Genomic DNA, 24646 nt, shown 5'->3' with positions numbered 1-24646 from the left:
ATGAGCAACTGGATAGCCACGGACGAGATTCGCGGCAACTTCGCCAAGGCGATGTCGGAGATGTACCGCCATGAGGTGCCGCAGTACGGCACGCTGCTGGCGCTGGTCGAGGCGGTCAACCGCGAGACGCTGGCAGCCAACCCCACGCTGCATGCCGAGCTGCGCGACGGTGACGAGCTGGCGCGGCTCGACGTCGAGCGCCACGGTGCGATTCGCGTTGGCACACCGGATGAGCTGGCCATGCTGCGCCGCCTGTTTGCGGTGATGGGCATGCACCCGGTGGGCTACTATGACCTCTCGGAGGCCGGGGTGCCGGTGCACTCCACGGCGTTTCGTCCGGTGGACGACGCTGCGCTCAAGCGCAATCCGTTCCGCGTGTTTACCTCGCTGCTGCGCCTGGAGCTGATCGAGGACGCCGAGCTGCGCCAGCGCGCTGCCGAGATCCTCGCCGCCCGCGATATCTTCACCCCCGGCGCGCGGGAGCTGGTCGCCACCGCCGAGCGCCAGGGTGGGCTCGATGCCGAGCAGGCCGAGCGCTTCGTGGCCGAGGCGCTGGAGACCTTCCGCTGGCATCGCGAGGCCACCGTCGACCTGGCCACCTACCGCGCGCTGAGCGACGAGCACCGCCTGATCGCCGACGTGGTGTGCTTTCGCGGCCCGCATATCAACCACCTCACGCCGCGCACCCTGGACATCGACGCCGTTCAGCAGCGCATGCCCGAGGCAGGCATCGACCCCAAGGCGATCATCGAAGGCCCGCCGCGCCGCGCCTGCCCGATCCTGCTGCGCCAGACCAGCTTCAAGGCGCTGGAGGAGCCGATCCGTTTCGCCGGCAACGAGCAGGGCCACCACACCGCCCGCTTCGGCGAGATCGAGCAGCGCGGCGTGGCGCTGACGCGCAAGGGGCGCGCGCTCTACGACCGGCTGCTGAAGGCCTCGCGGGAGGGCGACCCCGCCGCCGACAACGCCAGCCACCAGGCGCAGCTCAGCGAGGTGTTTGCCGACTTCCCCGACGACCCCGCCGTACTGCGCCGTGAGGAGCTGGCGTTTTTCCACTACCGTGCCGTGCCCGGCGCGACAGCGGGCGATGAACACGACGTGGAAGCGCTGATCGCGCAGGGCGCACTGACTGCCGCGGCGATGACCTACGAAGACTTTCTGCCGGTCAGCGCGGCGGGGATCTTCCAGTCCAACCTCGGCGACGGCGTGCGCGATGAATACGCCAGTCACTCCAACCAGGCGCTGTTCGAAGAGGCACTAGGCGCCGCGGTCACCGATGAGATCGCGCTCTACGAGCGGCGCCAGCAGGCCTCCTTGGAGCGGGCGCTGGCAGCCCTCACCGCCAGCTAGCCTCGTAGTCGTCCCAGTAGCCGTTCAACCGTCGCTCCTCGGTTACCTCGTAGAGCGAGTAGCGTCGGTTGAGGCGCGCGCCGCCGTCGCGGGTCAGCGGTTGCCAGGCGATATCGGCACGGTCGCGGGTCGAGCGGATGAAGAAGGCGTCCAGCGGCAGTGACATATACAGCGCCTTGTCGAAGCTGCCCTCGCCGAAATCGTCGCCGGCATCTGTAAAGGTTGCCCAGGCGCCGACCCGCACGCCGGACTCGAATTCCCGCGACAGATCGATGGTGGTGCCGATGTCACCCGCCAGGTAGCGGCCCACGCTGACCTTGGCCAGCACGTCCTCGACGCCGGTCTCCACATAGGCGGTCAGATGACCGGTGGTCGTGGTGTAGTCACGTAGCCCGAAGCGCTGGTCGAACTCGCGCTGCTGCACGCGGTTAAGGTCGGCACCGACCGCCCAGCGGCTGTTGAAGGGGCGATACAGCAGCTCTGCGCCGACCCCGGCATACATCATCTCCAGCAGCCCGCCGTAGCCCATGGCATACCAGTTGCGGCCCAGCTGGGCGGTGCGGGTGTACTGCAGGTTGTCGATGCCGAGGTCGGTCTCGGCGAGGTAGTCGCCGATGAAGGTGCGCACCCGCGGCAGGTCGGAGTCGGCGATGTACTCGTAGTTGTCGAGGTTGTCGGCCAGGGTGTAGGTCAGCGTGCCGGAGAACCAGCCGTTGCGGTCGGTGGCGTATTCGGCGCTGGCCACGGCCGAGAGCCGGTACAAGTAGCCGTCGGGCCCGCCGAAGTTCTGCTGAAAGCCCGGCCCCAGGCTGTACTGCAGGCGCTGCGTAGGCGCCTCGTAGAGGGTCTCGGCGTCGGCCGCCGGAGGCGTCAGCCGGGCATGCTGATAGATGCCGTGCTTGTGGGCGGTCTCATGTTCGGCGGAACCGGCCGCCGCCACGAGTGCCTGGCGATCGTGCACGCTCTCGCGCAGGAACATGCCGCGGTTCTCCCAACGGTAGCGCAGCCGCTGCACGTCGTCGTCTGTCTGGGCGTGGAGCAGGCGACCGGCGCGGCCCTCGCTCTGGGCCAGTGCGCGGAAGCGGGTTGGCTCGCCCTCGACGATCAGGTCCTGCCCCTCCTGGCTGATGCGCGTGGCGCGCAAGCCGGCGTTCAACTCCAGCTCCTCGGCTAGGCTCGCCCAGTCGGGCTGCGGCTCGGCGTCCAGCGCCGCCGGTGCCGGGTCGCGCTTGGCCTGGGAGAGCCCCGCCAGGTTGGTGGTATAGGCGATGCCGGCCATGGCGGTGTTGCCGCGCTGCCAGCCGGCGCGCAGCTCCAGGCCGTCGCTGAGCTTGAAGCGTGCGCCGAGGTTGACGCGCGAGTCGCGCACTTGATCGTTGTCCTGGGGCTCGTTCTGGTAGTCGTTGCCTTCGTACTCCAGCTGCAGCAGCAGCCGGTCCCAGGGCGTCTGGTACTCGACCCCGCCGAACACTGCCGCCGAGCCGCGGAACAGCGCATCGACGGCAAACTCGCCGCCCTGATCGCCGCCGGCCTCGCCGGGGCGCTCATCGAAGCGGCTGTCGAGCACGCCCAGCGGCGAACGCAGGTCGGCTTCGTTGCCCAGATAGCCCCAGCCCAGGCCGAGCGAAAAATCCAGGTCGTGCCAGCGCTTGCTGGCCACCAGGTACTCGGCGCCGAACAGGGTGGTGCCACCCAGATCGCGCAGGCCCACTGCCAGCGCCGGCAGATAGCGGCTCTCGTTCCACAGCCGCAGCTTGGCATCCACGCCCTTGTCGAGGTTGGGCGTCCCTTCACCAGCGGCTGTAAAGGTGCGGTTTTCTACCTGCACATAGCGAAACCCGCCCTCCAGCCACTCGGCGGGCTGAAAGAACAGGTTATAGCGGCGGTAGGGCGCGGTGCGGTTGAACGATCCCGACATGCTGCCAAACGGCGCCATGCGGGCGGTGGGGGTCTGCATCAGCCCTACGCCGCCAAAGTCGCTCTGGCCCTTGCCCAGGCCAAGATTCTGCGCCGGCACACTGCCGGCGGCCAGCGCCAGGCCGCTGCCGGCGCTCAATGAAAGGCCCATCAGCCAGGTCGTAAGAGGAGAAAGTCGCGTCACGCTCAAGGGGTCCCGAGGTCGGTCATGGTGCAGTCGTCGCCGGGCAGGCGGGTGGCCAGCAGCTCGGCGAGCAGCTCGCTAACGAAGGCGGCGTCGTCGACGCCGGCGGCCAGCGGGACCACCAGGCGGCTGCCCGGTGCCAGCGGCAGTGGCTGATGGTTCCAGGCGGCCACCGGGGCGGCGTGGCTGTCGCCGAGCGGGGTGATGGTCACCACCTCGTCGGCGTGGGAATAGGCGGCCTGCGGCAGCTCGCGCAGCAGCTGACGCGGGGTGAGCTCAGGCTGCCAGGCGTGGCGGCTTACCCCGGCGGCAGACCACACCTCGACCCAGCCCGGTATCTCGCAGCTGCCGAGCCGCGCAAAGCGCGACTGAGGCGGGTTATGGCGCAGGTTGGCGGCCAGCCACGGCAGGTCGTGGCGGCCCGGCGAGCGCGCCGCGCGGTCGTCCATCTCTGCCAGGCTGGCTTGCCACTCCGCCAGCCCAGCGCTGGCCAGGGCATCGCCCTGTACCCGGCGGTGCAGGGCGAGGTTGTCGATCTCGGCGATCAGCCGCTGGCGCTTGAAGCCAAGCGCAGCGGCGGTCTCGTGGCTCAGCGCCGCGCTGTGGCTCCAACTGATCGGCCCGGGATGGGCCTGCTGATGAGCGAGCCAGGCGTCGGCAAGGGTAGCCGCGGGCTGCGCGGCTGCGGCCAGCGGCAGGGCGGCCAGCGATAAAGCGAGCGACGCAAGAGCGCCCGCAGCAACCAAATGACGTGTGAAATGGCCCATTACCACCAGCTCCTTGCCACCTGCCACGCGAACGTCGGCGCGCCCGGCCACGGCGTGGCCGCCACCTGGCGCAGCTGGTGGGTGTGTGGCTCGCGCCACAGGGTGCTGCGGGTGGTGGTGCCGTCGTCCCATTCCAGGGTTTCGTTGCAGCGCTCGAGTGCCGGCTCATCCAGCGTCAGGCTCACCGGCTCGGCGGGGGCGCATTCCAGGCGGCCGGTGGCGCGCTGCTGCTGCACCGCGCCACCGGCGACTTGCCATTGGCGGCTCAGCTCGAAGGCCACCGGCGTCTCCGCCAGCCAGGGCACCTCGACGCCTTCCAGCCTGTACTGGGTGCCGAGCAGGTCTTCATCGAACCCCGAGGTACTGTGCAGCGCGCCGTGGAAGAGCGCAAGCGAGCCGCCGTCACCGGTGGGCCAATAGGTGTAGGGGCCGGCCATGGCGCCCAGCACCGCCATGCCTTCACGGTTGGCGGCATCCACAATCAGCGCCGCAAAGCCGTGCTGCTGCACCTCGCTGGCGTAGTCGCTGCCGCCGGGGATCAGCGCGCGGGCCGACTCGCCCAACGGGCTGACCTCGCCGCTGGCGCAGCCGCCAAGGGCCAGGGCGGCCAGGCTTGCCACCCCACACGACAAGACCGCCCGGAGGCGGCCTTGGAATCCAGCACGGTAGGTTAAGCGCTGCGGCATGTTTAGTTGGTACCGGTGGTGCCAGTGGCGCCGCTGCTGCTGGAAGAGTTGGAGGCCACGGCAATGCCAGCCACGATGGCACCGGCGGCAATCGCGCCGATGGCCGCAGTCGAGAGGCCGGTGGCAGCGCTCAGGCCGGCAACGGGGCCGGTTGCGGTGGCTGCGCCGCCTGCGGCAGAGGCCGTGCCGCCAGTCGCGGTACCGCTGGCCGGGGCGCCGGCGCTGCTGCTGGTGCCGCCACTTACGCCGGTGGCATCACCGGTGGGGGTGCCCACTTCAGAGCTGCCCTGGGCCATGGCCAGCGGCGATGCCAGCATGCCGAAAATGCCGATGACGGCAAAAACCTTTTTCATGATGTTCTCCTTGGTGCGACGCAATGATCCTTCGGCTAATGCTACCTCTTAGTATGGTTAGATGGTAGTGGTTAAAACGCATTACTCCAATCATGCGTCGGCGCCGGGGCGCTAGTTGTTGAGGGATGCTTACCACCGGTAAGTGATTGTTTCCATGCTTGTAAGAGATTTCCTACAATTGGGGTGTCACCCTGCTTTTTGACTAGTTCGGCTAAGCCTCTTTCTGTACTATGCCCCACAAAAATGTTGCCTCTTTAAAATTAGCCCACACCAATACGCCTCTGCTCTGCCAGCGGGTGCTCACGCGAGCGCCGTGGCGAGCAGTTGCCAGCGGCAAGACGCCCCTGGCCAGGCACCCGGCTTCTGCCAACGGCAGTGCCACCGGCCTCAGGGATGCGCCATGACACCCTGGGGCGGTAGCGTGCCCAAATGCCGAATCGACAAGACAATCCCGCGAGTATGACTGTGCCTAATACGTTACTTCTCCGCCGGCTGATGCCCGCGCTGCTTGCCGCCGTCACCCTGAGTGGCTGTGCCTTCGCCCCCGGTGGGCACCTCGACTATCGGGCCGACAGCGCCCCGGTGGATGACCTGGTGGATATCGAGCCGATCACCCTGGGGCTGGTACGAGCCCAGCGCGACACCACCCCGCCGCGCGAGATCGGCCGGGTCAGTGACGAGCTGCGTAGTCATATCGACAGCTACGACTACCGCATTGGTAAGGGCGACGTGCTCAGCGTGATCGTCTACGACCACCCGGAACTGACCATTCCCGCCGGCAGCGAGCGCAGTGCCGCCGAGTCGGGCAATACCGTGCATAGCGATGGCACCATCTTCTACCCCTATATCGGGCGGGTTGAAGTAGAAGGCCTGACCGTGGCCGAGGTGCGCGACATCATTGCACAGCGGCTGACCAGCTTTATCGCCGAGCCCCAGGTAGAAGTGCGCCTTGCCGACTTCAACTCGCAGAAGGTCTTCGTCACCGGTGAAGTAGTGGAGCCGGGGCGGCTGCCGATCACCAACGTACCGCTGACGGTGCTGGACGCGATCAGCCATGCCGGCGGCCTGGGTGAGATGGCCAACTGGCACGAGGTGATTCTCACGCGGCAGGGCGAGGACCACCGCATCTCACTCTACGATATGCTCAACCGCGGCGACCTGGAGCAGAACATGCTGCTGCGTGACGGCGATGTACTGCACATCGGCGATAACGCCAGTCAGCAGGTCTACGTGATGGGCGAGGTCAACGAGGTGCGCAACGTGCCGATCGGCCGTAGCCGCGTCTCGCTGACCGACGCCCTGACCCGCGCCGGCGGCTTCAACGAGGCCCAGGCCAATGCGCGGGGCATCTTCGTGATTCGCCAGGCGGCGGCCACCAGCGACAAGCTGGCCACCGTCTACCAGCTCGACGCGCGCAATGCCGCCGCCATGATGCTGGGCACCGAGTTCATGCTGCAGCCCAACGACATCATCTACGTGACCACCACGCCGCTGGGCCGCTGGAACCGTGTGGTCAGCCAGCTGCTGCCCACCGTGACCGCGGTCTACCAGACCACGCGCACCCTGCGTGACATCGATACACTGCGGGACGACTTCTGATGTTCGAGCGCATCCTGGTGGTATGTACCGGCAATATCTGCCGCAGCCCGGTGGGCGAGGCGCTGCTCAGGCAGCAGCTGCCCGCCAAGCAGGTCAGTTCCGCCGGGTTGGGGGCGCTGGTGGGCCACGGTGTGGAGCCCCAGGCGCGCCAGCTGGCCGAGGCCGAGGGGCTCGACGTCAGCGCCCATCAGGCCCGCCAGCTCACGGTGGAGATGCTGCAACAGCACGATCTGATCCTGGTGATGAGCGACGGCCAGCGCCTGGCGGTGGGCGAGATGCTGCCGGCAGCGATGGGCAAGACCATGCTGTTCGGCCGCTGGCTGGGCGGCGCCCAGGGGGAAGACATCCCCGACCCCTACCGCAAGAGCCCCGAGGTGTTCCAGCACGTGCACCAGCTGCTGACCCGCGCCGCCGACGCCTGGGCCCACAAGCTATAACGTCAGCGCTTACTGCTTCTGCCTTTCTGTTTCAGGAAACATCATGTCTCAAACGCCTACCTCTCCCGTTGCCGATGACGAGATCGATCTTGGCCGCCTGTTCGGCCTGCTGCTCGATCACAAGTGGTGGATCGTCGGCATCACCGCGCTGTTCGCCATGGCCGGGGTGGCCTATGCGCTGCTGGCCACGCCAATCTACCAGTCCGACAGCCTGGTGCAGGTCGAGAGCAAGGGCGGCATGCGCAACCCGCTGGACGACGCTCGCAGCCTGCTGGGGGAAGACACCCGCAGCGACACCGAGCTGCAGATCCTGCGCTCGCGGCTGGTGCTGGGGCGCGCAGTGGACCAAGAGCAATTGGACATCGTGGTCGAGCCCGAGCGCCTGCCGCTGGTAGGCGACTTCCTGGTGCGGCGCGGGGTCGAGCGCCCGGGCTTTGCCGAGCGCAGCGTATGGGCGGGGGAGTACCTCAATATCGGTGCGCTGGAGGTCGCCCAGCAACTGGAAGGCACGCGCTTTACCCTCACCGCGGGCGAGGCCGGCGCTTACCAGTTGGCCCTGGAAGGGGAAACCCTGGGCGAAGGCCAGGTGGGGGAAGACGCCAGCTTCCTCGACGGCCAGTTGAGGCTGCGCGTGGCCGAGCTTAACGTGCCCGCCGGAGCCGAATTCAGCCTGATGCGCCGTTCGCGCCTGGCGGCGATCAACGACCTGCGCGGGCGGTTCAACGTCAGCGAGCAGGGCCGCGAGAGCGGCGTGTTCAACCTCACCCTTACCGACCCCGACCCGCAGCGCGCCCAGCGCAGCCTTAGCGCCATCAGCCAGATTTACCTGACTCAGAACGTGCAGCGCCAAAGCGCCGAGGCCGAGCAGAGCCTGGAGTTCCTCGAAGACCAGGCGCCGCAAGTACGTGGCCAGCTGCGCGAGGCGGAAGACCAATTGAATGCCTACCGCATGCAGCAGGACAGCGTCGATCTCTCGCTGGAGACCCAGTCGATCCTCGAGCGTATCGTCAACCTGGAGACGCAGCTCAACGAGCTGGAGTTTACCGAGGCCGAGGTGTCGCGGCGCTACAACCCGGGCCACCCCACCTATGCCGCGCTGCTGGATAAGCGCCAGCAACTGGAGCGCGAGCGTGATCGCCTCAACGCCCGGGTAAACGACCTGCCGGAAACCCAGCAGCAGATTCTACGCATGAATCGCGACGTGGAAGTGAACCAGCAGATCTACGTGCAGCTGCTCAACAAGATGCAGGAGATGAACATTGCCCGCGCCAGCACAGTGGGCAATGTGCGCATTCTCGACGAGGCCGTGGTGCAACCCAATGCCGTGGCACCACGAAAGCCGCTTATCGTGGTGCTGGCCACTCTGCTGGGCGGCATGCTGGCGGTAGGCGTGGTAATGGTGCGTGGCCTGCTGCGCAGAGGGGTGGAGTCGGCGGAGCAGATCGAGAACACCGGCCTGCCGGTGTATGCCACCGTGCCGCTCTCGGATGAGCAGAGCAAGCTGGTCAAACGCATCAAGCACAAGCGCGACAAGCACGGCCAGGCGGTGGCCTTCGGCGTGCTGGCCGACCGTGCCCCGGCAGATACTTCTATAGAGGCGCTGCGCGGCCTGCGCACCAGCCTGCACTTCGCGATGATGGAAGGCGACGACAACCGCCTGATGATTACCGGCCCCAGCCCGGGCGTGGGCAAGAGCTTCGTCAGCATCAACCTGGGGGCGATATGCGCCCAGGGCGGCCAGCGGGTGCTGGTGGTGGATGCCGATATGCGCAAGGGCCACGTGCACAACGCCTTTGGCGAGGCCAGCGAAGGCGGGCTTTCGGAACTGCTTTCGGGCAAGCTCGACATGCAGGGCGCGGTGCGAACTACGCCCATTGACGGGCTGAGCTACCTCTCGCGGGGCATGGCACCACCTAACCCCGCCGAACTGCTGATGACGCAGCGCTTCAGCGAATTCCTCGAGCAAGCCAGCCAGGAATACGACCTGGTGATTATCGACACCCCGCCAATTCTGGCCGTGACCGACGCTGCCGTGGTAGGCAAGCAGTGTGGCACCACGCTGATGGTAGCGCGCTTCGAGCTGAACCCGATCAAGGAAATCGAGGTTGCCAAACGCCGCCTGGAAACCGCGGGTGTGGCCGTCAAAGGCTCTATCCTCAATGCCATGCAGCGCAAAGCTGCGACGAGTTATGGGTATGGGTACTATAACTACTCATATAAGTAGCGAAAAATGAAGTTTCGTTTCGCGTTATCATCACCGGCCCAAAAGCTGCTGAAAAAAGCCTTTGGTGGCTCGGCCAGCAATGTCTTCAAGGGTATGGCAACGCTAGCCCTTGGTAGTGGCATAGCGCGTATCATTGGCATTGCCGCCATTCCTATTTTGACACGTCTTTATAATCCAGAAGATTTTGGCGTTCTAGTAGTATTTACAGCCCTGCTTTCCATTCTAGCTCCTTTTCTCACCTTCAGATACGTGCTAGCCATTCCACTCCCGCGTCATGACGGTATGGCATTTAACCTGCTGATGCTTTCAACTGGCCTCATGCTGATAGTGACACTTTCGATCACTTTGCTACTCTGGGCATTTGGAGTGCAACTCCTAGGCATATTTTCAATGGAGGAGTTGGCGCCTTGGTGGTGGTTAATTTCAATGGGGCTGTTAGCGTCAGCTTCCTACGAGATGTTAACGCTCTGGGCTACACGCAGGCGAAATTATCGAATTATTGCCCGTACCAGCGTTTGGCAAAGTGCTAGTGGTTCAATAGTTAAGATTGGGCTCGGATTGTTAGCATTAAAGCCGGCTGGTTTGTTAATTGGGCAGGTAGTGGCAACTGGAGGCGGAATTAGTTCGCTGCTTCGTGGCTTTGGAGGAGAATTCAGAGAAAACTGGCGATTTCTACGCTGGTCACGAATGCGTAAGGCTGCATGGCGTCATCGTGGCTTCCCATTCTTTAGAGTGCCATCCCAATTTTTGCTGGCTACTTCATCCCAAGCGCCGCTGCTTTTTATGGCTGCTCTCTATGATGCGAACACGACAGGTCAGTTTGGATTGGCGCTGATGGCACTCGGACTTCCTCTTCAGCTTTTTGGGAGAACGCTGGCTAAAGCTTTCTATGCAGAAGCAGCCAATTTAGGCTATAAGCGGTCTGGGGAAGTGCGTAGCATGGCTCATGCTGTAATTAAGCGCTTGGCCTTCTTCTCTCTCCTTCCTGCGATAGCCTTGCTTGTTTTCGGTCCTATGTTTTTTTCACTGGTTTTTGGTGATGAGTGGATTCAGGCAGGAACTTTCGCTTCAATTCTTGCTGTCTACCTAGTATTTCAGTTTGTCCAGACGCCGGTGGCATATATTTTTTACATTTTTGATGGACAAAAGAAACTGTTAGCACTGAACTTGCAGCGAGTGCTCTTGTTGTTCATTTGTTTTGGGGTTTCCTACCTGTTCAACTTTACGCCCGAAGCGACGATCTGGGCATATGCCTTGACGCTATCTGCCCATTATTTAATGAGCACTTGGTACGCTTTGCGGTTTATTCCTAGATAAAATTGAGCGCTATTATGACGGTCAAAATTACCGGCCCTCAGCGGCTTGAAGGTTCCATTAACCTTAGCGGTGCAAAGAACTCAGCTCTTCGCTTATTAGCGGCTAGTCTGCTAACTTCAGACTCCATTGTGTTAGATAACTATCCAGCCCAGCTTCTCGATGCGAAAATTCATGTAGACATGCTCAATCAGCTAGGCAAGCAGTGTGCACTGGCGGGAGAAGAAAGCATTGCGATTTCTGAGCCTAACCAACTCAACAGCACGCTGCGTTGGGAAGATCGCTCTATTCGCAACACGCTGCTAATTCTTGGCGCACTCACTGCAAGGTTAGGTGCTGGTGCGGTACCGCTTCCAGGCGGCTGTAAACTTGGAGAGCGTAAGTATGATCTGCACGTGATGGTGCTCGAGAGCTTAGGGGCACTTGTATGGGAGGAGAATGATTATCTCTGCGCAGAGCTAAAGGGTAGGCTAAAGGGAGCAGATATTTACCTGCCGCTTCGCTCTACTGGTGCGACCGAAAATGCAATTTTGTGTGGCACGCTGGCAGAAGGCGTGACACGAATTTGGAATCCACACATACGGCCCGAAATTCTCGATCTTATTGCGCTGCTGAGAAAGATGGGCGCTAAAATCAAGGTGTTTGGGCAGGAGCACATCGAAATCACCGGCGTGGATGGGCTGCATGGTGCTGAGCATAGTATTATTGCTGACAACATGGAGGCTATAACCTGGTTGACTGGTGCAGTGATCACAGGAGGCGATATAGAGATTCATGGCTTCCCGCACCAAGACTTGGAAGTGGTTCTTACACACCTCCGTGCCGCCGGGGCAAAACTATACCACAATGATGAATCGCTTATAGTGCGCGGGGGGAACTGCTATCCAATTGAAATTAGTACCGGACCACATCCCGGCATAAACTCGGATGTTCAACCCATACTCGCAGCATGGGCCGCTAAAGCGAAGGGTGAGTCACGAATTATTGATCTACGCTTTCCTGGTCGCTACGCCTATGCAGAGCAAATGGCCAGGATGGGAGCCAAGCACGAAATTCGTGGAGACATGCTGGTCTTGCATGGTGCCGGCGGCCAATTGCATGGTGCAGAGGTCAAAGCGTTAGACCTTCGTGCAGGAGCTGCGTTAGCTTTGTGTGGGCTGATGGCTGAAGGTGAGACGACGATTACAGATTCTTGGCAAATTGCACGTGGTTATGTGAACTTTCCGGAAAAATTAAAAGCTCTTGGGGCGAGCGTCGAATGCGGCGATTAGAACAGAATCATATCGATGAGCTAAAGCGAATATGCCCGGGCGGTGTGAAAGAAAACGTCTCACTTGCAGCTATTAGCCGGTGGCGGATAGGGGGAGTTGCTGACGTCATCGTAGAACCTAGTACAGTAGCGGAGCTTTGCTCCTTGAGAACTTTCATTGCACAAGAGTACCTCCCTAGCGTTGTTATTGGAGATACCTCGAATTTACTATTTTCCGATGAAGGGCTAAGGGCTGTTTGCATTCGTCTTAGCTCACGAATGTCATCGGTGCATATAGAAAACAATATCGTTTATGCCCAAGCTGGAGTGTGGGTGCCTTTCCTGGCAAGAAAAATCATGCTGTCAGGATTAACCGGCGCTGAGCACACCTGTGGGATACCAGGCACGCTAGGTGGTTTGATATGTATGAACGGTGGGAGTCAGCGTAAAGGCATTGGCAGCTCGGTGGTCACTGTTGAGAGCGTTGATGCTGCAGGGAATATTCACCAGCGTGATGCGGAACAGTGTGAGTTTTCTTACCGTAGCTCGGTCTGTCAAAGTAATAGTGAGGTTATTGCTTCAGCAAAGCTGAGTTTTTTATCAGGCGATAAGCTGAAAATACGCCAAGAGATGCTCAGTATTTTGGCTGAGCGGAACCGGAAATTTCCACGTAAGATGCCGAATTGTGGTTCGGTTTTCAAAAGCAATCCGGCGATGTATGAAGATGTTGGGCCGCCCGGGGCTGTAATTGAGCGTATAGGCCTGAAAGGCTTTAGCCTTGGTAAGGCATCTGTGTCCTGTCATCATGCTAATTTCATTGTTAACTATGGTGGAGCAAGGGCTTCTGATGTGCTGGGGCTGATTGAGTTGATCGTCAATAGAGCGGCTGATGCTACTGGCTATAGGATGGAAGTAGAAGCCCGTTATATTCATCCGAACGGGATGATCTTCCCTGCCGATAAAATTGGCTAAGGATTTTTTAACATGCCTGATTCTACTCCCCAAGTTGTTATTGTGTGCGCATGGTATAATCGCGCCGACTATATCCGAACTACTGTCGACAGTTTGTTGGCGCAAAAATTTGATAGCTTTGAAGTGGTAATTGTTAATGATGGCAGTACAGATAGTCGTGTAAAAGAGACGTTAAACTCTTACAGCGATCCACGGTTGCGTGTTATCCATCAAAATAATGCAGGGTTTGTTAAGGCTATTCGCCGGGCTATAGATGAGTCGCAGGCACCTTACATCGCCATTCAAGGTGCTGGAGATATCTCTTTACCTGACAGGTTGCGAAGGCAATATAAAGTTCTTTCTAATTCGCCTTCTGTAGGTGCTGTTGGCTCCAAGTCAAGTCTTGAAATTCCAGAGGACGATAGCTTTGACCTGTTGAAAGAAGGTGATGACTACCAGGTCTCAAAGTGCAGTCTCGCTAAACGGGTACCATTTACTCATGGCACTTTAATGTTGTCTAGAAAATACTACGAAGATGTAGGCGGCTACGACGTTAGAATGCGAATGTGTAGTGATTGGGATCTGTATACACGGTTGATTAATGTGTGTGAGATAAATGTGCTTGGCGCATTTTTGTATAGGCGGTTTGCTTTTTCCGATGGGTTTACTTTTTCACCTGGTAGGAAAGTAGAGCAGCGCTACTTTAAGTCTATTGCAAAAGAGCTAGATCAAGATATTAAAGAGAAAAGGCTAGCCAATTTGAGGGATTTTTCTAAAGATGATATTAAAAAGGCTCGTTATCTTCCAGTGACATTTCGATATTTGATGGGGTCATTTAAAAGGGGTGATCGGTCAAATTTTCTTCAGTGGCTTAATGTTGCTTCTGATCAAGTTATATCCATGATCAAGCTTAATTGGTAGTAGTTTTTATTGTATAGTGAATTGTACTCACCTGGTACTTAGTATTAACTTACTGAGCCAGTGTATGCATGTCATATTGATATACTGACCACTCAACTCGGAGCGTGAGCGCTAGGTCACCGTCGTCGAACCAGAAAAGCAAGAGCCTGAATAACCTTAGAGGCGATAACTTTCCTGACGGCTACCGGATTCGTCAATCGCGCACGTCCGGTACTGCGGCCGGGGTGAAGTGACCCCCTTCTGAGCTGCACAGGCTATAGTGCAGCCATCAGGAGGACAGGATGAGTGACGATAACCCCATCAAGCGATGGACCGCCAAGCGCAAGGCCGCTGTGGTCATGGACATTTTCAAGGGCAAGACCACGGTCGCTGAGGTGGCGCGCCAATACGACCTCACTGTCTCCGAGGTCGAGGGCTGGATCGATGATGCCCAACGCAACATGGAGAACGGATTCAAAGCCCGCCCCAAGGACATCCGTGAGCAGTACGAGTCCGAGCTCCGGGAGACCAAGGAGGCACTGGGCGAGGCCCACCTGCAGATCTACGCACTAAAAAAATTCAAGCGCCTGCTCGACGAGGACGAGAACTCGTGAGGTCGTTGCAGGCGCAGCTGGCTGAGGAAGGCCATGTGGTATCGCTCGTCAAACTTTGTCGATGGCTGGGGCTCCCCCGGCGGACCTTGTATTACCGCCCCAGGCCGCGGCGCCGTGTGATCAATGCCGACCTGGCAGCGAGCGTTAAGCTGGCCCTGGAGCGGTTTCCCACCTACGGCTATCGCCGTCTGGCTTGCGTGCTTGGTGAGAACCGCAAGCCGATTCAGCGCATCCTTCAGTTGAAGGGTTGGCAGGTGCGCAAGCGGCCTCAGGGCTTTCGACCGCGCGCCAGGAGCCTGCCGTCTGTCGCCTCACGGCCGGATGAGCGCTGGGTGACCGATCTGACGCATGTGTGGTGCGGCAAGGATCGGCGGGCCAGCCTGGCGGTGATCATCGACTGCTGCACGCGGGAAATCCTTGGCTGGCGATTATCGGACAACGGCAGCAGCAAGACCGCTGAAGCCGCGCTGGAAGAGGCTCTGGTGCATCGATTCGGCGCACTGGGCCGTATTCATCAACCGTTGGCCCTGCGCTCCGATAATGGCCTCGTCTTCAGCAGCCGACACTATACAGGGACGGTGAAGGCCTACGGACTCACCCAGGAGTTCACGACGCCCTACACGCCGGAGCAGAACGGGCTGGTTGAGCGCTTTTTCCGGTCCTTGAAAGAAGAGTGCATTTGGCAACATCGGTTCGAGTCGCTGGGCCAGGCCCGAGCGGTCATCAGCCGCTGGATCCGGTACTACAACGAAGAGCGGCCACATCAGTCGTTGGGCTATGTGGCACCCCGTGCACACCCGGCATTAGCTGCGTAGGGTGTGCAGAAACCAGGGGGTCATTACAATCGTGCCGCTGGGAGCCTTGCGAGGTTGCGGCATACCGCTATGAATTACCTGAAAGGTGAGATGCGTTTCAAAGGCGGCATCCGGCGGGAACAGAAGAAAGCTGCGCTGGACGAGACCTACCAGGCGGACATTCTCGCTGTCCGATTGCTTTCGATAGTTATCCCTAGGTTAGCAGTTAACCAAAACATGTAAAGGTGATAAGCGGGTAAATCATAATTTATGGATAAAGTGAATGTAAAAGGCCTAGACCACTCAGTATTTATTGCTTTATTTGTTTTTTCTATCTTGCTGTTGTTCATAGTTGCAAATGGATTCCTCGCTGGCAACTTGCAAGCGATCCCATACCTGTTTTATTTTTCCGTTTTGATTTTTTTTATGTTTGTTTTTTCTTATAATAAGGATTACTTTAACCCTCTTTTCTATGTGTTTCTCACCTCAATTGTTTTCGGATTTATAGGCAGTTATACAGTTGGTATTGAAGGGGTGAGGTATCATAGAGATCATGCCTTTAACTTTGGTTCCAGCTTAGATGAAGCAGTGTCTAAGCATTACATCTTGCTGGGCGGGTATACTATAACTTTGGTTGTTTCATACTATCTGACGCCCAGTAATTACTGTTTTATAAAGGAAAGAAAAAAAGCGCTGCTCGAAGAAAATTATAAATATTACATCGTGGTTGCGTTTTGGTTGGCAATTACTATTTTTGCTTTTTTTGTTTATTCGCGACATGCAGGCGGCTTTTTGGACGCTATAACTCAGCGAAGTATAGCGAGAAACGAAAGGGTTTCTGCTGCTATTGGTGGCCATTACACTTTTTTAATCAATCAATCTTATCTTGTGCCATTAACTTTAATGGCTTTTAATGGAAGGTTTTCTAAGAAAGTATTTTTTTGGGGGATTGTCTTGTTCACTTTGCTGTTAGGCTTCTTGGTAACAGGCAGCAGGGGAGGAGTCCTATCAAAGGTTATAATTTTTTTATGCCTTTATTTTATCCATAATAAAAAAATTCCTTTCAAGACAGTCTTTCTGGCTGCTTCACTTTTGCTCGTCGCAATTGGGGCTATGACCGCCAATAGGTCCCTTTCATCTGACAGTATCCAACAGCTAGGTGTTTGGGGGTATATCTCAAGTTCTGCGGAAGGTGTTTCAGATACTTTCAGTGAAGCTTCTCGTAGAGGGGCAGAAAGTAACTCGGCAATTGGTATGCATCTCAACACTCCAGAAGTTATAAGTTATCAGTTTGGAAAGACATATCTATCTGTTCCTTTCATTTTTATACCTGCTGCAGCCCTTCCATTCGATAAGCCTAATGCAGCAGGTTATCATTATGTCAATCAATTAACTGGAAGAGTAGATACTGCATGGCCAATAGGGAGTGTTGCTGAGGCATATTGGAACTTTTCTTATTTTGGTGTCTTCTTGTCAGCGCTGATAGTTGGTTTTATATATAAGATCTCATATAATACCATGCTGTATAATAGTTTCTCGCCTCTATCATCATTGCTATTTTTGGCTGTCGTTTTTAGATTTTCACTAGGGTCTGATGCGCTGTACGGCTTTTTCCACTTTTTATCCTATTCTTTCGCTGTTTATTTGTCTTTTTATTATGTGCTTAGGTGTAAATTTAAAAGTCTCTAGTTGTAATTATTGCTTTCAACTATGAGTAAGATCAAGCGTGCTCATGGCCTTGCACATGATCCATAATCACGATGGCATCGCGCTTAGCGGTACAGTGTTTGACGATAATTTCGCTGCTAATCTCATCCTCCTGATCGCTGCACTATAGTCTGTGTTGTTCTGTAGGGGGACTTCAGTTGAGTGGCTCAGATTGTGGTTTTTTCTGAATGGAAATAGATAAACCGACTTCATTTTCGGCTGAAAATTTTCAATTTCTTTAAGGTGCGGTGGCAATGCAACCAACTTATCCTAACTTGTTAAAGACATGGTTTGTTTCCTTGTGCTTATAGAAGAAATGGTTCGCAGCGATGATTAGTGTATTTTTTTCAGGCTCTGGTAAAACTGGGGCGCCAAAACGCTTAGCGATGTTGTCATCAGAACTCTCAAAATATCATGAGGGAGTTAGCTACATAACGCATCGTGCCCATGAGGTGAACCAGTATGTAGAGCATCTAGGCGTCGATATGAAGTATCTATGGAGGCCTTCCTTGCTGGAAAGAGGGTTCTCAGGAAGCTCCTTTGTTAAGAAGCTCTTGTACATATTAATGGTTTTTTTATATCAGCCATATTTGTTTTTTTTTGTTCTAAAGCTTAATGGGAAAGTGGTTGTTCTCAGGTCCACTTTGAGCGGGCTTGTGTATTTTGCAGCGTATTTTATTCCGGGGAAAAAAGTCGTTTTAGATATTGACTTGGAGCTGCCGGCCAGCCCCTTGGTGAACTTGGCCAGAAAGGTGTCACTGAAGCGATCAAGTCTAATTGTTACCCAATATTCATCGGTGCTTGAGGAGAAGTTATCAAAAGAGCAAATCAAAGGGATACGTCGCAAGGTTGTCAATATCACGCCAGGGATCGAGACTTCTTCAAATGCTCCTAGTACAACCAGTTCGCAATCGTGTAACTATGCCCGCATTGGTTTTTTGCATGTTGGGAAGGTGCATCCTAGGAAAAACCAGTTATTTGCAGTTAGGGTAATGGCGGAAATTGCCAAACAAAATCCGGAATTGGATTTCTTGCTAAGTATGGTGGGTGGGGTTGATGATTCGAGTTATCATGAGAAACTAATTTGTGAGATAGAAAGCCTTGGCCTTGCAGGGAGAGTGGAGTTTTTGGGTTGGCGCGATGATATCAACGCGTTAATGAAAGCAAGCCATGCTTTAATCGTTACTTCACTTAATGAAGGCGTCCCTAATGCGGTGCAAGAGGCAATGGTGACCGGACTTCCTGTGATAGCATCATGTGCTGGAGGGGTTCCGGATATTATTGAGCATGAACGCACGGGATTGTTGATGCCAAACTTTGACGAAAGTGGGTGGGCATCTCGGCTGGTCTCCTTTTTGAGTGATGCGAGCCAGGTGATGGAAATTAAAATTGCTGCTCGTGAGTATGCAAAAGAACATTTCTCTCTTGAGGCTTATGGCGCGAAATATATGGAAGTGTTGAGGCGCATTTGATTAGTGGGTGGTGTTATGAAGGAGGTTGTTTTGAAGTCTTTCGTTGTCGCGGCAGGGATGTCATCTTCGCTTGTTAACTTTCGAGGCCCCTTAATTCAAAGGCTTCTCTCTGCGGGGTATTATGTCCACGCTATCGCCCCAGGTCTCAACGATGATCAGGCTACCCAAGCGCAACTTAAGGCCTGGGGCGTCATCACCCATGACGTGCCAATGCAGCGCACTGGCACCAACCCGCTGAGAGATCTGAGTACACTACGCTCTCTGTATCGTCTGTTTCGTGAGATTAAGCCTGATGCAGTAATGGGCTACACCATCAAGCCAGTGTTTTACGGCACCTTGGCGGCCTGGGTTGCGAGGGTGCCCAAACGCTATGTACTGATTACGGGATTAGGTTATGCCTTTAGCGACCAGGCACAGGGAAAACGTGCGATTGTACTGTACGTTGTTCGTCGCCTCTATCGATTGGCTATACATCGTGCTCATCATGTGATGTTTCAAAACCCCGATGATCAGGCGTTGTTCCGCTCACTCGGTATTTTGCCTAACCATGTCCCTTCCACTGTGGTGAACGGCTCCGGTGTTGATATGAAGCATTTTGAGAAAGCGCCGCTTCCTGATTCTCCTGTGAGCTTCTTGCTTACCGCAAGATTGATTGCGGATAAAGGCGTTAGACTATACGCCGAAGCAGCAAAGCAAATAAAATCTAAGCATCCAGATGTTACATTTTTTTTGGTAGGAGACTTGGATGATAATCCAGAGTCTATTAGGCGTGAAGAGCTTGATGCCTGGATAGAAAGTGGAAGCATTGAATATTTAGGCAGGTTAAATGATGTAAGACCTGCTTTAGCTAACTCCCACGTGTTTGTTCTGCCTACCTACTACCGTGAGGGGGTGCCGCGTACGATTCTCGAGGCGATGGCCATGGGCCGCCCGATCATCACCACCGACGCCCCCGGCTGCCGGGAGACGGTTGTAGAGGGTGATAACGGTTACCTGGTACCGGTCAAGTCGGTGGAGCCTCTGGCCGCTGCCATGCAGCGTTTTATCGATCAGCCAGAACTGGTGGCCAAGATGGGGCAGAGATCACGGGCCATCGCCGATGAGAAATACGACGTGCATAAAGTCAACGCGGTGATGCTGGAGGCTATGGGAGTAGTTGCACCGACTGTGCAATCGGCTCAATGCGCCACTGATGCCATTTTGCAGTGTCCGGCAATTGTTAATGGGCATAATGGCAATGGAAGATCTGGAGTGAAATCATGACGCTGGCCTTGGCACGTCGCACAGCCTATCTGGGCTACTATGTCCGCCGCATGAACTGGCCGCTGCTGCGCCGCTTCATGCATCACACCCATCAGGTCGAGGGCATGGGCACCTTGCGCCAGGCAGTGCTACTGGTTGGAGATTCTCTGCGCTACAACATCTCTCCTCTGGAATGGTACCAGTTTGGTTTTGCCGGCCTGGGCGGTGCCGAGAAGGCCGCCTGGGCGGGTACCGGCACCATGTACGAGTTCCAGCGGCGGGTAAACCCTCCTGGGGCACGCGGGTTGCTCAACGACAAGCGGCGCTTCTACCAGGCCTACCGGGAGTTCTTCCGCCACTCACTGTGGTCAATCGAGGAGCTGGAGTCGAGTCCGGTACTTGCCGAGCGCATCCTGGCCGAACATGAGCGTCTGGTGTTCAAGGATGCCACCGGCAACTGCGGGGCCAGCGTGCAGGTTCACGCCACCGTCGAGTTGAGTGCGTCGCACTTGGTGGGCTGGATGAAACAGCATGGCTTCGACATGGTGGAGAGCTTCGTGGAGCAGCATGCCGAGCTGCAGGCACTTTCGCCCTCCGGGGTCAACACGGTACGCATCTTCACGTTGCTGGATGAGAAGGGCAACTACCGGGTACTGGGCTGTCGGCTGCGCATTTCGGTCAACTCTCACGTGGACAACCTGGCCGCCGGTAACTTGGCGGCGTCCATCGATGAGGCGAGCGGCAGGATCAACGGCCCTGGGATCTACTCTGATACCACCCGACCGCCGGAGTCCGTTCATCCGGTCACTGGCACGCCCATCGAGGGCTTTGCGCTACCCTTCTGGGACGAGACCCTGGAGCTGGTTCGCCAGGCCAGCCTGAAACACCCCGAGAACCGCTCCATCGGCTGGGATGTGGTGATCACCCCGGAGGGGCCCGGCTTGATCGAGGGCAACCACGACTGGTGCAAGCTAGTGTGGCAGTTGCCGGTACGGCGAGGGCTCAAGGCGATGTTGGAGGCCGGATGATTGCCCGTATAATGCTGTATATCAAACACCGCCTGCCTTGGCTGTGGCGCTGGGTGGAGTGGCTCAACGCCCGTTTTTATGCGCTGCTACACAGCCGGCGCATGCAGCGCCAGATGCGGCGCGCCTTTGCGACCTTTACCCTGGAGGGCTTTACCTTCCGCCCCATGGGTCGTGACGACCTGCCCCAGCTGGCTGAGCTGCTGGCCCGACAGGAGGCGTCGCGCCTGCGCTATTTCCAGCCCCACGGTTTTGCTCTGCCGAGCCTTCGGGGCATGTGGGCCAATCCCGCCTTCCTGATGTTCGGCGTGTGGAATGTCAGTGGTGAACTTGTCGGCTACTTCTTCCTGCGCTGTTTCTGCAATCGTCGCTGCTTTGTAGGGCGGATGATCGATGCGCCTAGCGAAGGCCAGGGCATCGGCCGGGTGATGAACCAGATCATGTACCACACGGCCTGGTGGTCAGGTTTTCACTGCATGACCACCATTTCCAAGCACAACCAGGCGGTGATGCGCTCCCATCAGAACAACTCCCATGCGCGTACTGTGAGTGAGCTTGGCAACGACTATCTGCTGGTGGAGTTCGTGGATGTGCCTACGGGCCAGCGAACGGTCGAGCTGTGATCTACGAGCTTGCCAAGACTTTGGTGCTGCTGCCCTATCCTTGAAAAACCCTAGTGGCTATACACAGCTGCGCCACGCCGGGGCGCTGTCCTGCAGTACTCGCGCCATGCATTAAATCATCGGCATTTTCTATTACCGCCTGCGGGGCTGGGTCTAGCCAGCTCCCTTTCTCCTCAGGAGCTTTCTGTCATCGTGTCTACGCCACACTCTTCTCTGGATAATGCGGTTACCGCTGGCGCTGGCCGCGTGGCGCCGGGGCTCTCCCGCCGCCAACAGGCGCTCAAGCGCAGTTTCGACTGCCTGGGGGCGGCAGGGGGGCTGCTGCTCACATTCTGGTTGATCGGCCTGGCCTGGTTGCTGGCCTCTCTGGATACCCGCCAGAACGGTTTCTTTATTCAGGAGCGGGTAGGCCAGCACGGTCGTCGTTTCAGCGTGGTCAAGATTCGCACCATGCGCCCCTCAGCAGAGGTGACCACCACGGTAACTACCGGGCGGGATGCGCGTATCACGCCTATCGGCCGCTTTCTGCGCCGTACCAAGATCGATGAGCTGCCCCAGCTCTTCAACGTGCTACTGGGGCAGATGAGCTTTGTAGGCCCCCGGCCCGATGTGCCGGGCTTTGCCGACCGTCTGGAGGGTGAGGAGCGCGCCATGCTCAGCCTGAAGCCTGGCATTACCGGGCCGGCCACTCTGGCGTACCGCCACGAAGAAGAACTGCTGACCAAGCAGGCCGACCCGGAGCGCTACAACCGGGAGGTGATCTGGCCCGACAAGGTACGCCTTAACCTGGAGTACGTTCGGCGCTGGAGCCTGTTTGGGGATATTCGTTATATATGGCAGACGGTGGTGGGGTGATCAAGGGGCGAGGTTCGAGAGGCGACGTGTCGCAGTTGATAGTTTGGCAATTTACTTTAGTTGGGTGCTTTGATGCTTAATGGACCTTTCTCCCCCTGGCCCTCTTTCAACGAGGAAGAGGCCCTGGCCGTGCAGCGCGTGCTGCTTTCCAACAAGGTGAACTACTGGACCGGCCAGGAGGGGCGCGAGTTCGAGCGTGAGTTTGCCGCCTTTGCCGTTACCGACTTCGCCATTGCTGTGTCCAATGGCACCACGGCGCTGGACCTGGCCCTGAAAGGGCTGGGCATTGGTGAAGGCGAGGGCAGGGGGCGTGACGAGGTGATCGTCACCTCGCGTACCTTTATGGCCTCTGCGTCCAGCATCGTCACCGCTGGGGCGGTGCCGGTGTTTGCCGATGTCGACCGCGATTCGCAGAATATTACTGCCGAGACGGTGGCCAAGAAGATTACCGCCAACACCCGGGCGATTCTCGCCGTGCATCTGGCCGGTTGGCCCTGTGAGATGGGCGCGTTGATGGCACTCGCCGAGCAGCACGGCCTTTATGTGATTGAAGACTGTGCCCAGTCACATGGCGCTCGCTACCGTGGCTGTAGCGTGGGCAGCATCGGCCATGTCGGCTGCTGGTCGTTCTGTCAGGACAAGATCATGACCACCGGCGGCGAGGGGGGCATGGTCACCACCAGTGATGAAACCCTGTGGCGCAAGATGTGGGCCTACAAGGACCACGGCAAGAGCTGGGAAGCGGTCTATGAGCGCGAGCACCCGCCAGGCTTTCGCTGGCTGCACGAGAGCTTCGGCACCAACTGGCGGATGACCGAGATGCAGGCGGCCATCGGCCGCATTCAGCTCACCCGCATGCCGGAGTGGAAGGCCACGCGGCAAGCCTATGCTCAGCGGATCTGGCAGGCCGCCGATCGTTTCAGAGGGCTTAGGGTGCCGGCACTGCCTGCGCATATCGAGCATGCCGCCTACAAGTGCTATGTCTTCGTCGAGGCCGGTGCGCTCAAGCCGGGGTGGAACCGTGACCGCATCCAGGCAGAGATCGCGGCCCGTGGAGTGCCGTGCTTCTCTGGTTCTTGCTCGGAGGTCTATCTGGAAAAAGCCTTCGATGGCACCGGCTGGCGGCCTGAGCAGCCCTTGCCGGTAGCCCAGGAGCTTGGCGATACCAGCTTGATGTTTTTGTGTCACCCCACCCTGACCGAGGCCGAGATCGACAAGACCTGCGAGGTGCTGCGCGAGGTGATGGCCGAGTGCACGGAGCGGCGTGTCACCCGCTATCGCTTGCTCGGCAAGGTTGCGTCGCAGCCCGCGCCGTTGCTGCAGCCCCGGCAGTCCAAGCAGCCTGTTGTGGAAACGCTAGAGACCATCGACACCGACGATGAGTGAGGCGTCGACATGGTGACCTTCCCCGCAGATAACGCCATGGCGAGCCCTGCGCTGATAGGGCGCTTGGTAAGCCTCTTGAATAATGAGACCGGATCCTTTTACAACGGAGGGCAGAATGATGGCCCCGTCTTCAATAGAACTTGACCAAACGCTGAGAGAAAGCATCCAGCGGACGGCCTATGCCACCGGGCATTCTGCCGACTGGATCGTGAGTAACGCCATTGAGGAATATGTGGCGCGCGAGCAGCGTGCCATGGCTTTCCAGCAGGCAACGCTCATGGCCTGGGAGGAGTACCAGGCGAGCGGGCTGCACATCTCGGCCGATGAGATGGAGCAGTGGCTGGCCTGTTGGGGCACGGCAGATGCCCCTCCCAGTGTCAGGAGGAGGTCCGCGGTGCCACAGGTGATGCTGGCGCCGCCCGCCGTGGAATATCTGCAGCGTCTGCATGAAAGGCTGCTGGAGCAGCATCCGCCGCAGGTGGCGCAACAAGTCGCCGCTGTTATCGTCAAGAGCATACGCTGGCTGGGGGACGAGCCTCGCTATGGGCGACTGATGTCATGCCTTGGCGATGAGTACCGTGACTGGTGGATCGATTTCGCCGACAGCGGCTATATCGCTCGTTATCGCCTTGATGGTAACGCCGTGGTAGTGCTCTCCATTCGCCAGCAGAATGAGTGCCACCTGGCAGCTTCCTCTCTGAAACCGCCCTATGGTCACCGGGCGTCAAGCGGCCATAAGCTGAAACTGATGGAGTGGTAGCCAGCATTTACGATCTCCTCAAAGCACTCGCCGCCCAACTCTTGATGCCCCTGCCAATCGGTCTGGGGCTTTTTGCGTTGGCCCTGGGATTGGCGAGGGTTCACCCTTCGTCGGGCCGGCGCTCGATGCCGTGGGCGGTATACGAAGCGCTGGGGCTGTTGAGGGTAGAGCGGGAGCATTGAGGAAGATAGGGCCCGGCGGCGCCAAGGCAAGTGTGGGAGTGGTTTAAATCACGCA

21 protein-coding genes and 1 pseudogene are annotated in these 24646 nt (G+C 57.8%); 18 read left to right on the top strand and 4 right to left on the bottom strand.

Going from position 1 to position 24646, the window contains the following annotated elements:
• Complete coding sequence (locus BWR19_10195; GenBank protein APX93269.1) at window positions 1-1350, top strand: DUF1338 domain-containing protein; 1350 nt, start codon at window positions 1-3, stop codon at window positions 1348-1350.
• On the opposite strand, the gene BWR19_10190 is transcribed toward BWR19_10195, so the two are convergent.
• The 4 genes from BWR19_10190 to BWR19_10175 form a co-directional block, all read right to left on the bottom strand.
• Window positions 1337-3418, bottom strand: a complete 2082-nt coding sequence (locus BWR19_10190) for a hypothetical protein (protein ID APX93268.1) — start codon at window positions 3416-3418, stop codon at window positions 1337-1339. The genes BWR19_10195 and BWR19_10190 overlap by 14 nt on opposite strands.
• A 35-nt stretch (window positions 3419-3453) precedes the next feature.
• Window positions 3454-4218, bottom strand: a complete 765-nt coding sequence (locus BWR19_10185; GenBank protein ID APX93267.1) for a hypothetical protein — start codon at window positions 4216-4218, stop codon at window positions 3454-3456.
• Window positions 4218-4838, bottom strand: a complete 621-nt coding sequence (locus tag BWR19_10180; GenBank protein ID APX93266.1) for a hypothetical protein — start codon at window positions 4836-4838, stop codon at window positions 4218-4220. Before BWR19_10180 ends, BWR19_10185 begins: the two co-directional genes overlap by 1 nt.
• A 68-nt stretch (window positions 4839-4906) precedes the next feature.
• Window positions 4907-5200, bottom strand: a complete 294-nt coding sequence (locus BWR19_10175) for a hypothetical protein (protein APX94985.1) — start codon at window positions 5198-5200, stop codon at window positions 4907-4909.
• Between the two features lie 552 nt (window positions 5201-5752).
• Between BWR19_10175 and BWR19_10170 the strand changes: the two genes are divergently transcribed.
• The 17 genes and pseudogenes from BWR19_10170 to BWR19_10090 all read left to right on the top strand — a co-directional run bounded on the left by BWR19_10170 (window position 5753) and on the right by BWR19_10090 (window position 24409).
• Complete coding sequence (locus tag BWR19_10170) at window positions 5753-6856, top strand: polysaccharide export protein Wza (GenBank protein ID APX93265.1); 1104 nt, start codon at window positions 5753-5755, stop codon at window positions 6854-6856.
• Window positions 6856-7293, top strand: a complete 438-nt coding sequence (locus BWR19_10165) for a phosphotyrosine protein phosphatase (protein ID APX93264.1) — start codon at window positions 6856-6858, stop codon at window positions 7291-7293. The genes BWR19_10170 and BWR19_10165 overlap by 1 nt, the downstream gene beginning before the upstream one ends.
• Before the next feature lie 43 nt (window positions 7294-7336).
• Entirely contained in the window at window positions 7337-9517 is a 2181-nt protein-coding gene (locus BWR19_10160; GenBank protein ID APX93263.1) for a tyrosine-protein kinase, read from the top strand.
• Window positions 9518-9610: 93 nt separating this feature from the next.
• On the top strand, window positions 9611-10834 hold the full coding sequence (locus tag BWR19_10155) for a hypothetical protein (GenBank protein APX94984.1): 1224 nt from the start codon (window positions 9611-9613) through the stop codon (window positions 10832-10834).
• 14 nt (window positions 10835-10848) lie between these two features.
• Window positions 10849-12102 (top strand): UDP-N-acetylglucosamine 1-carboxyvinyltransferase, encoded by a 1254-nt coding sequence (locus tag BWR19_10150; GenBank protein APX93262.1) that lies wholly within the window; start codon window positions 10849-10851, stop codon window positions 12100-12102.
• Window positions 12090-13052: a UDP-N-acetylenolpyruvoylglucosamine reductase gene (locus BWR19_10145; protein ID APX93261.1), complete on the top strand. Its 963-nt coding sequence runs from the start codon at window positions 12090-12092 to the stop codon at window positions 13050-13052. The genes BWR19_10150 and BWR19_10145 overlap by 13 nt, the downstream gene beginning before the upstream one ends.
• 12 nt (window positions 13053-13064) lie before the next feature.
• Complete coding sequence (locus BWR19_10140; GenBank protein APX93260.1) at window positions 13065-13952, top strand: hypothetical protein; 888 nt, start codon at window positions 13065-13067, stop codon at window positions 13950-13952.
• A 281-nt stretch (window positions 13953-14233) separates the two neighbouring features.
• A complete protein-coding gene (locus BWR19_10135) occupies window positions 14234-14545 on the top strand; it encodes a transposase (protein APX93259.1) in 312 nt (103 codons plus the stop codon).
• Window positions 14542-15360, top strand: coding sequence for a transposase (locus BWR19_10130; protein ID APX93258.1), 819 nt, complete (start codon window positions 14542-14544; stop codon window positions 15358-15360). Before BWR19_10135 ends, BWR19_10130 begins: the two co-directional genes overlap by 4 nt.
• Window positions 15361-15609: 249 nt before the next feature.
• Complete coding sequence (locus BWR19_10125) at window positions 15610-17028, top strand: hypothetical protein (GenBank protein APX93257.1); 1419 nt, start codon at window positions 15610-15612, stop codon at window positions 17026-17028.
• Window positions 17029-17555: 527 nt separating this feature from the next.
• Window positions 17556-18518, top strand: coding sequence for a hypothetical protein (locus BWR19_10120; GenBank protein APX93256.1), 963 nt, complete (start codon window positions 17556-17558; stop codon window positions 18516-18518).
• A gap of 15 nt (window positions 18519-18533) precedes the next feature.
• On the top strand, window positions 18534-19781 hold the full coding sequence (locus BWR19_10115; GenBank protein APX93255.1) for a glycosyltransferase family 1 protein: 1248 nt from the start codon (window positions 18534-18536) through the stop codon (window positions 19779-19781).
• Window positions 19782-19789: 8 nt separating this feature from the next.
• Window positions 19790-20788, top strand: coding sequence for a hexapeptide transferase (locus BWR19_10110; GenBank protein ID APX94983.1), 999 nt, complete (start codon window positions 19790-19792; stop codon window positions 20786-20788).
• 11 nt (window positions 20789-20799) lie between these two features.
• Entirely contained in the window at window positions 20800-21408 is a 609-nt protein-coding gene (locus BWR19_10105) for a hypothetical protein (GenBank protein APX93254.1), read from the top strand.
• Window positions 21409-21654: 246 nt separating this feature from the next.
• Entirely contained in the window at window positions 21655-22263 is a 609-nt protein-coding gene (locus tag BWR19_10100; GenBank protein APX93253.1) for a sugar transferase, read from the top strand.
• Window positions 22264-22335: 72 nt separating this feature from the next.
• Window positions 22336-23520: pseudogene (locus tag BWR19_10095) on the top strand (aminotransferase).
• Window positions 23521-23764: 244 nt separating this feature from the next.
• Window positions 23765-24409, top strand: coding sequence for a hypothetical protein (locus BWR19_10090; protein ID APX93252.1), 645 nt, complete (start codon window positions 23765-23767; stop codon window positions 24407-24409).
• Window positions 24410-24646 lie beyond the last annotated feature (237 nt).

Origin of the sequence: Halomonas sp. 1513, from assembly GCA_001971685.1 — a bacterium.
In the GTDB taxonomy this organism is placed as follows: Bacteria; Pseudomonadota; Gammaproteobacteria; order Pseudomonadales; family Halomonadaceae; genus Franzmannia.
Note: the sequence above shows the minus strand (reverse complement) of the source record. Positions and strands in the feature narration are given on the sequence as shown.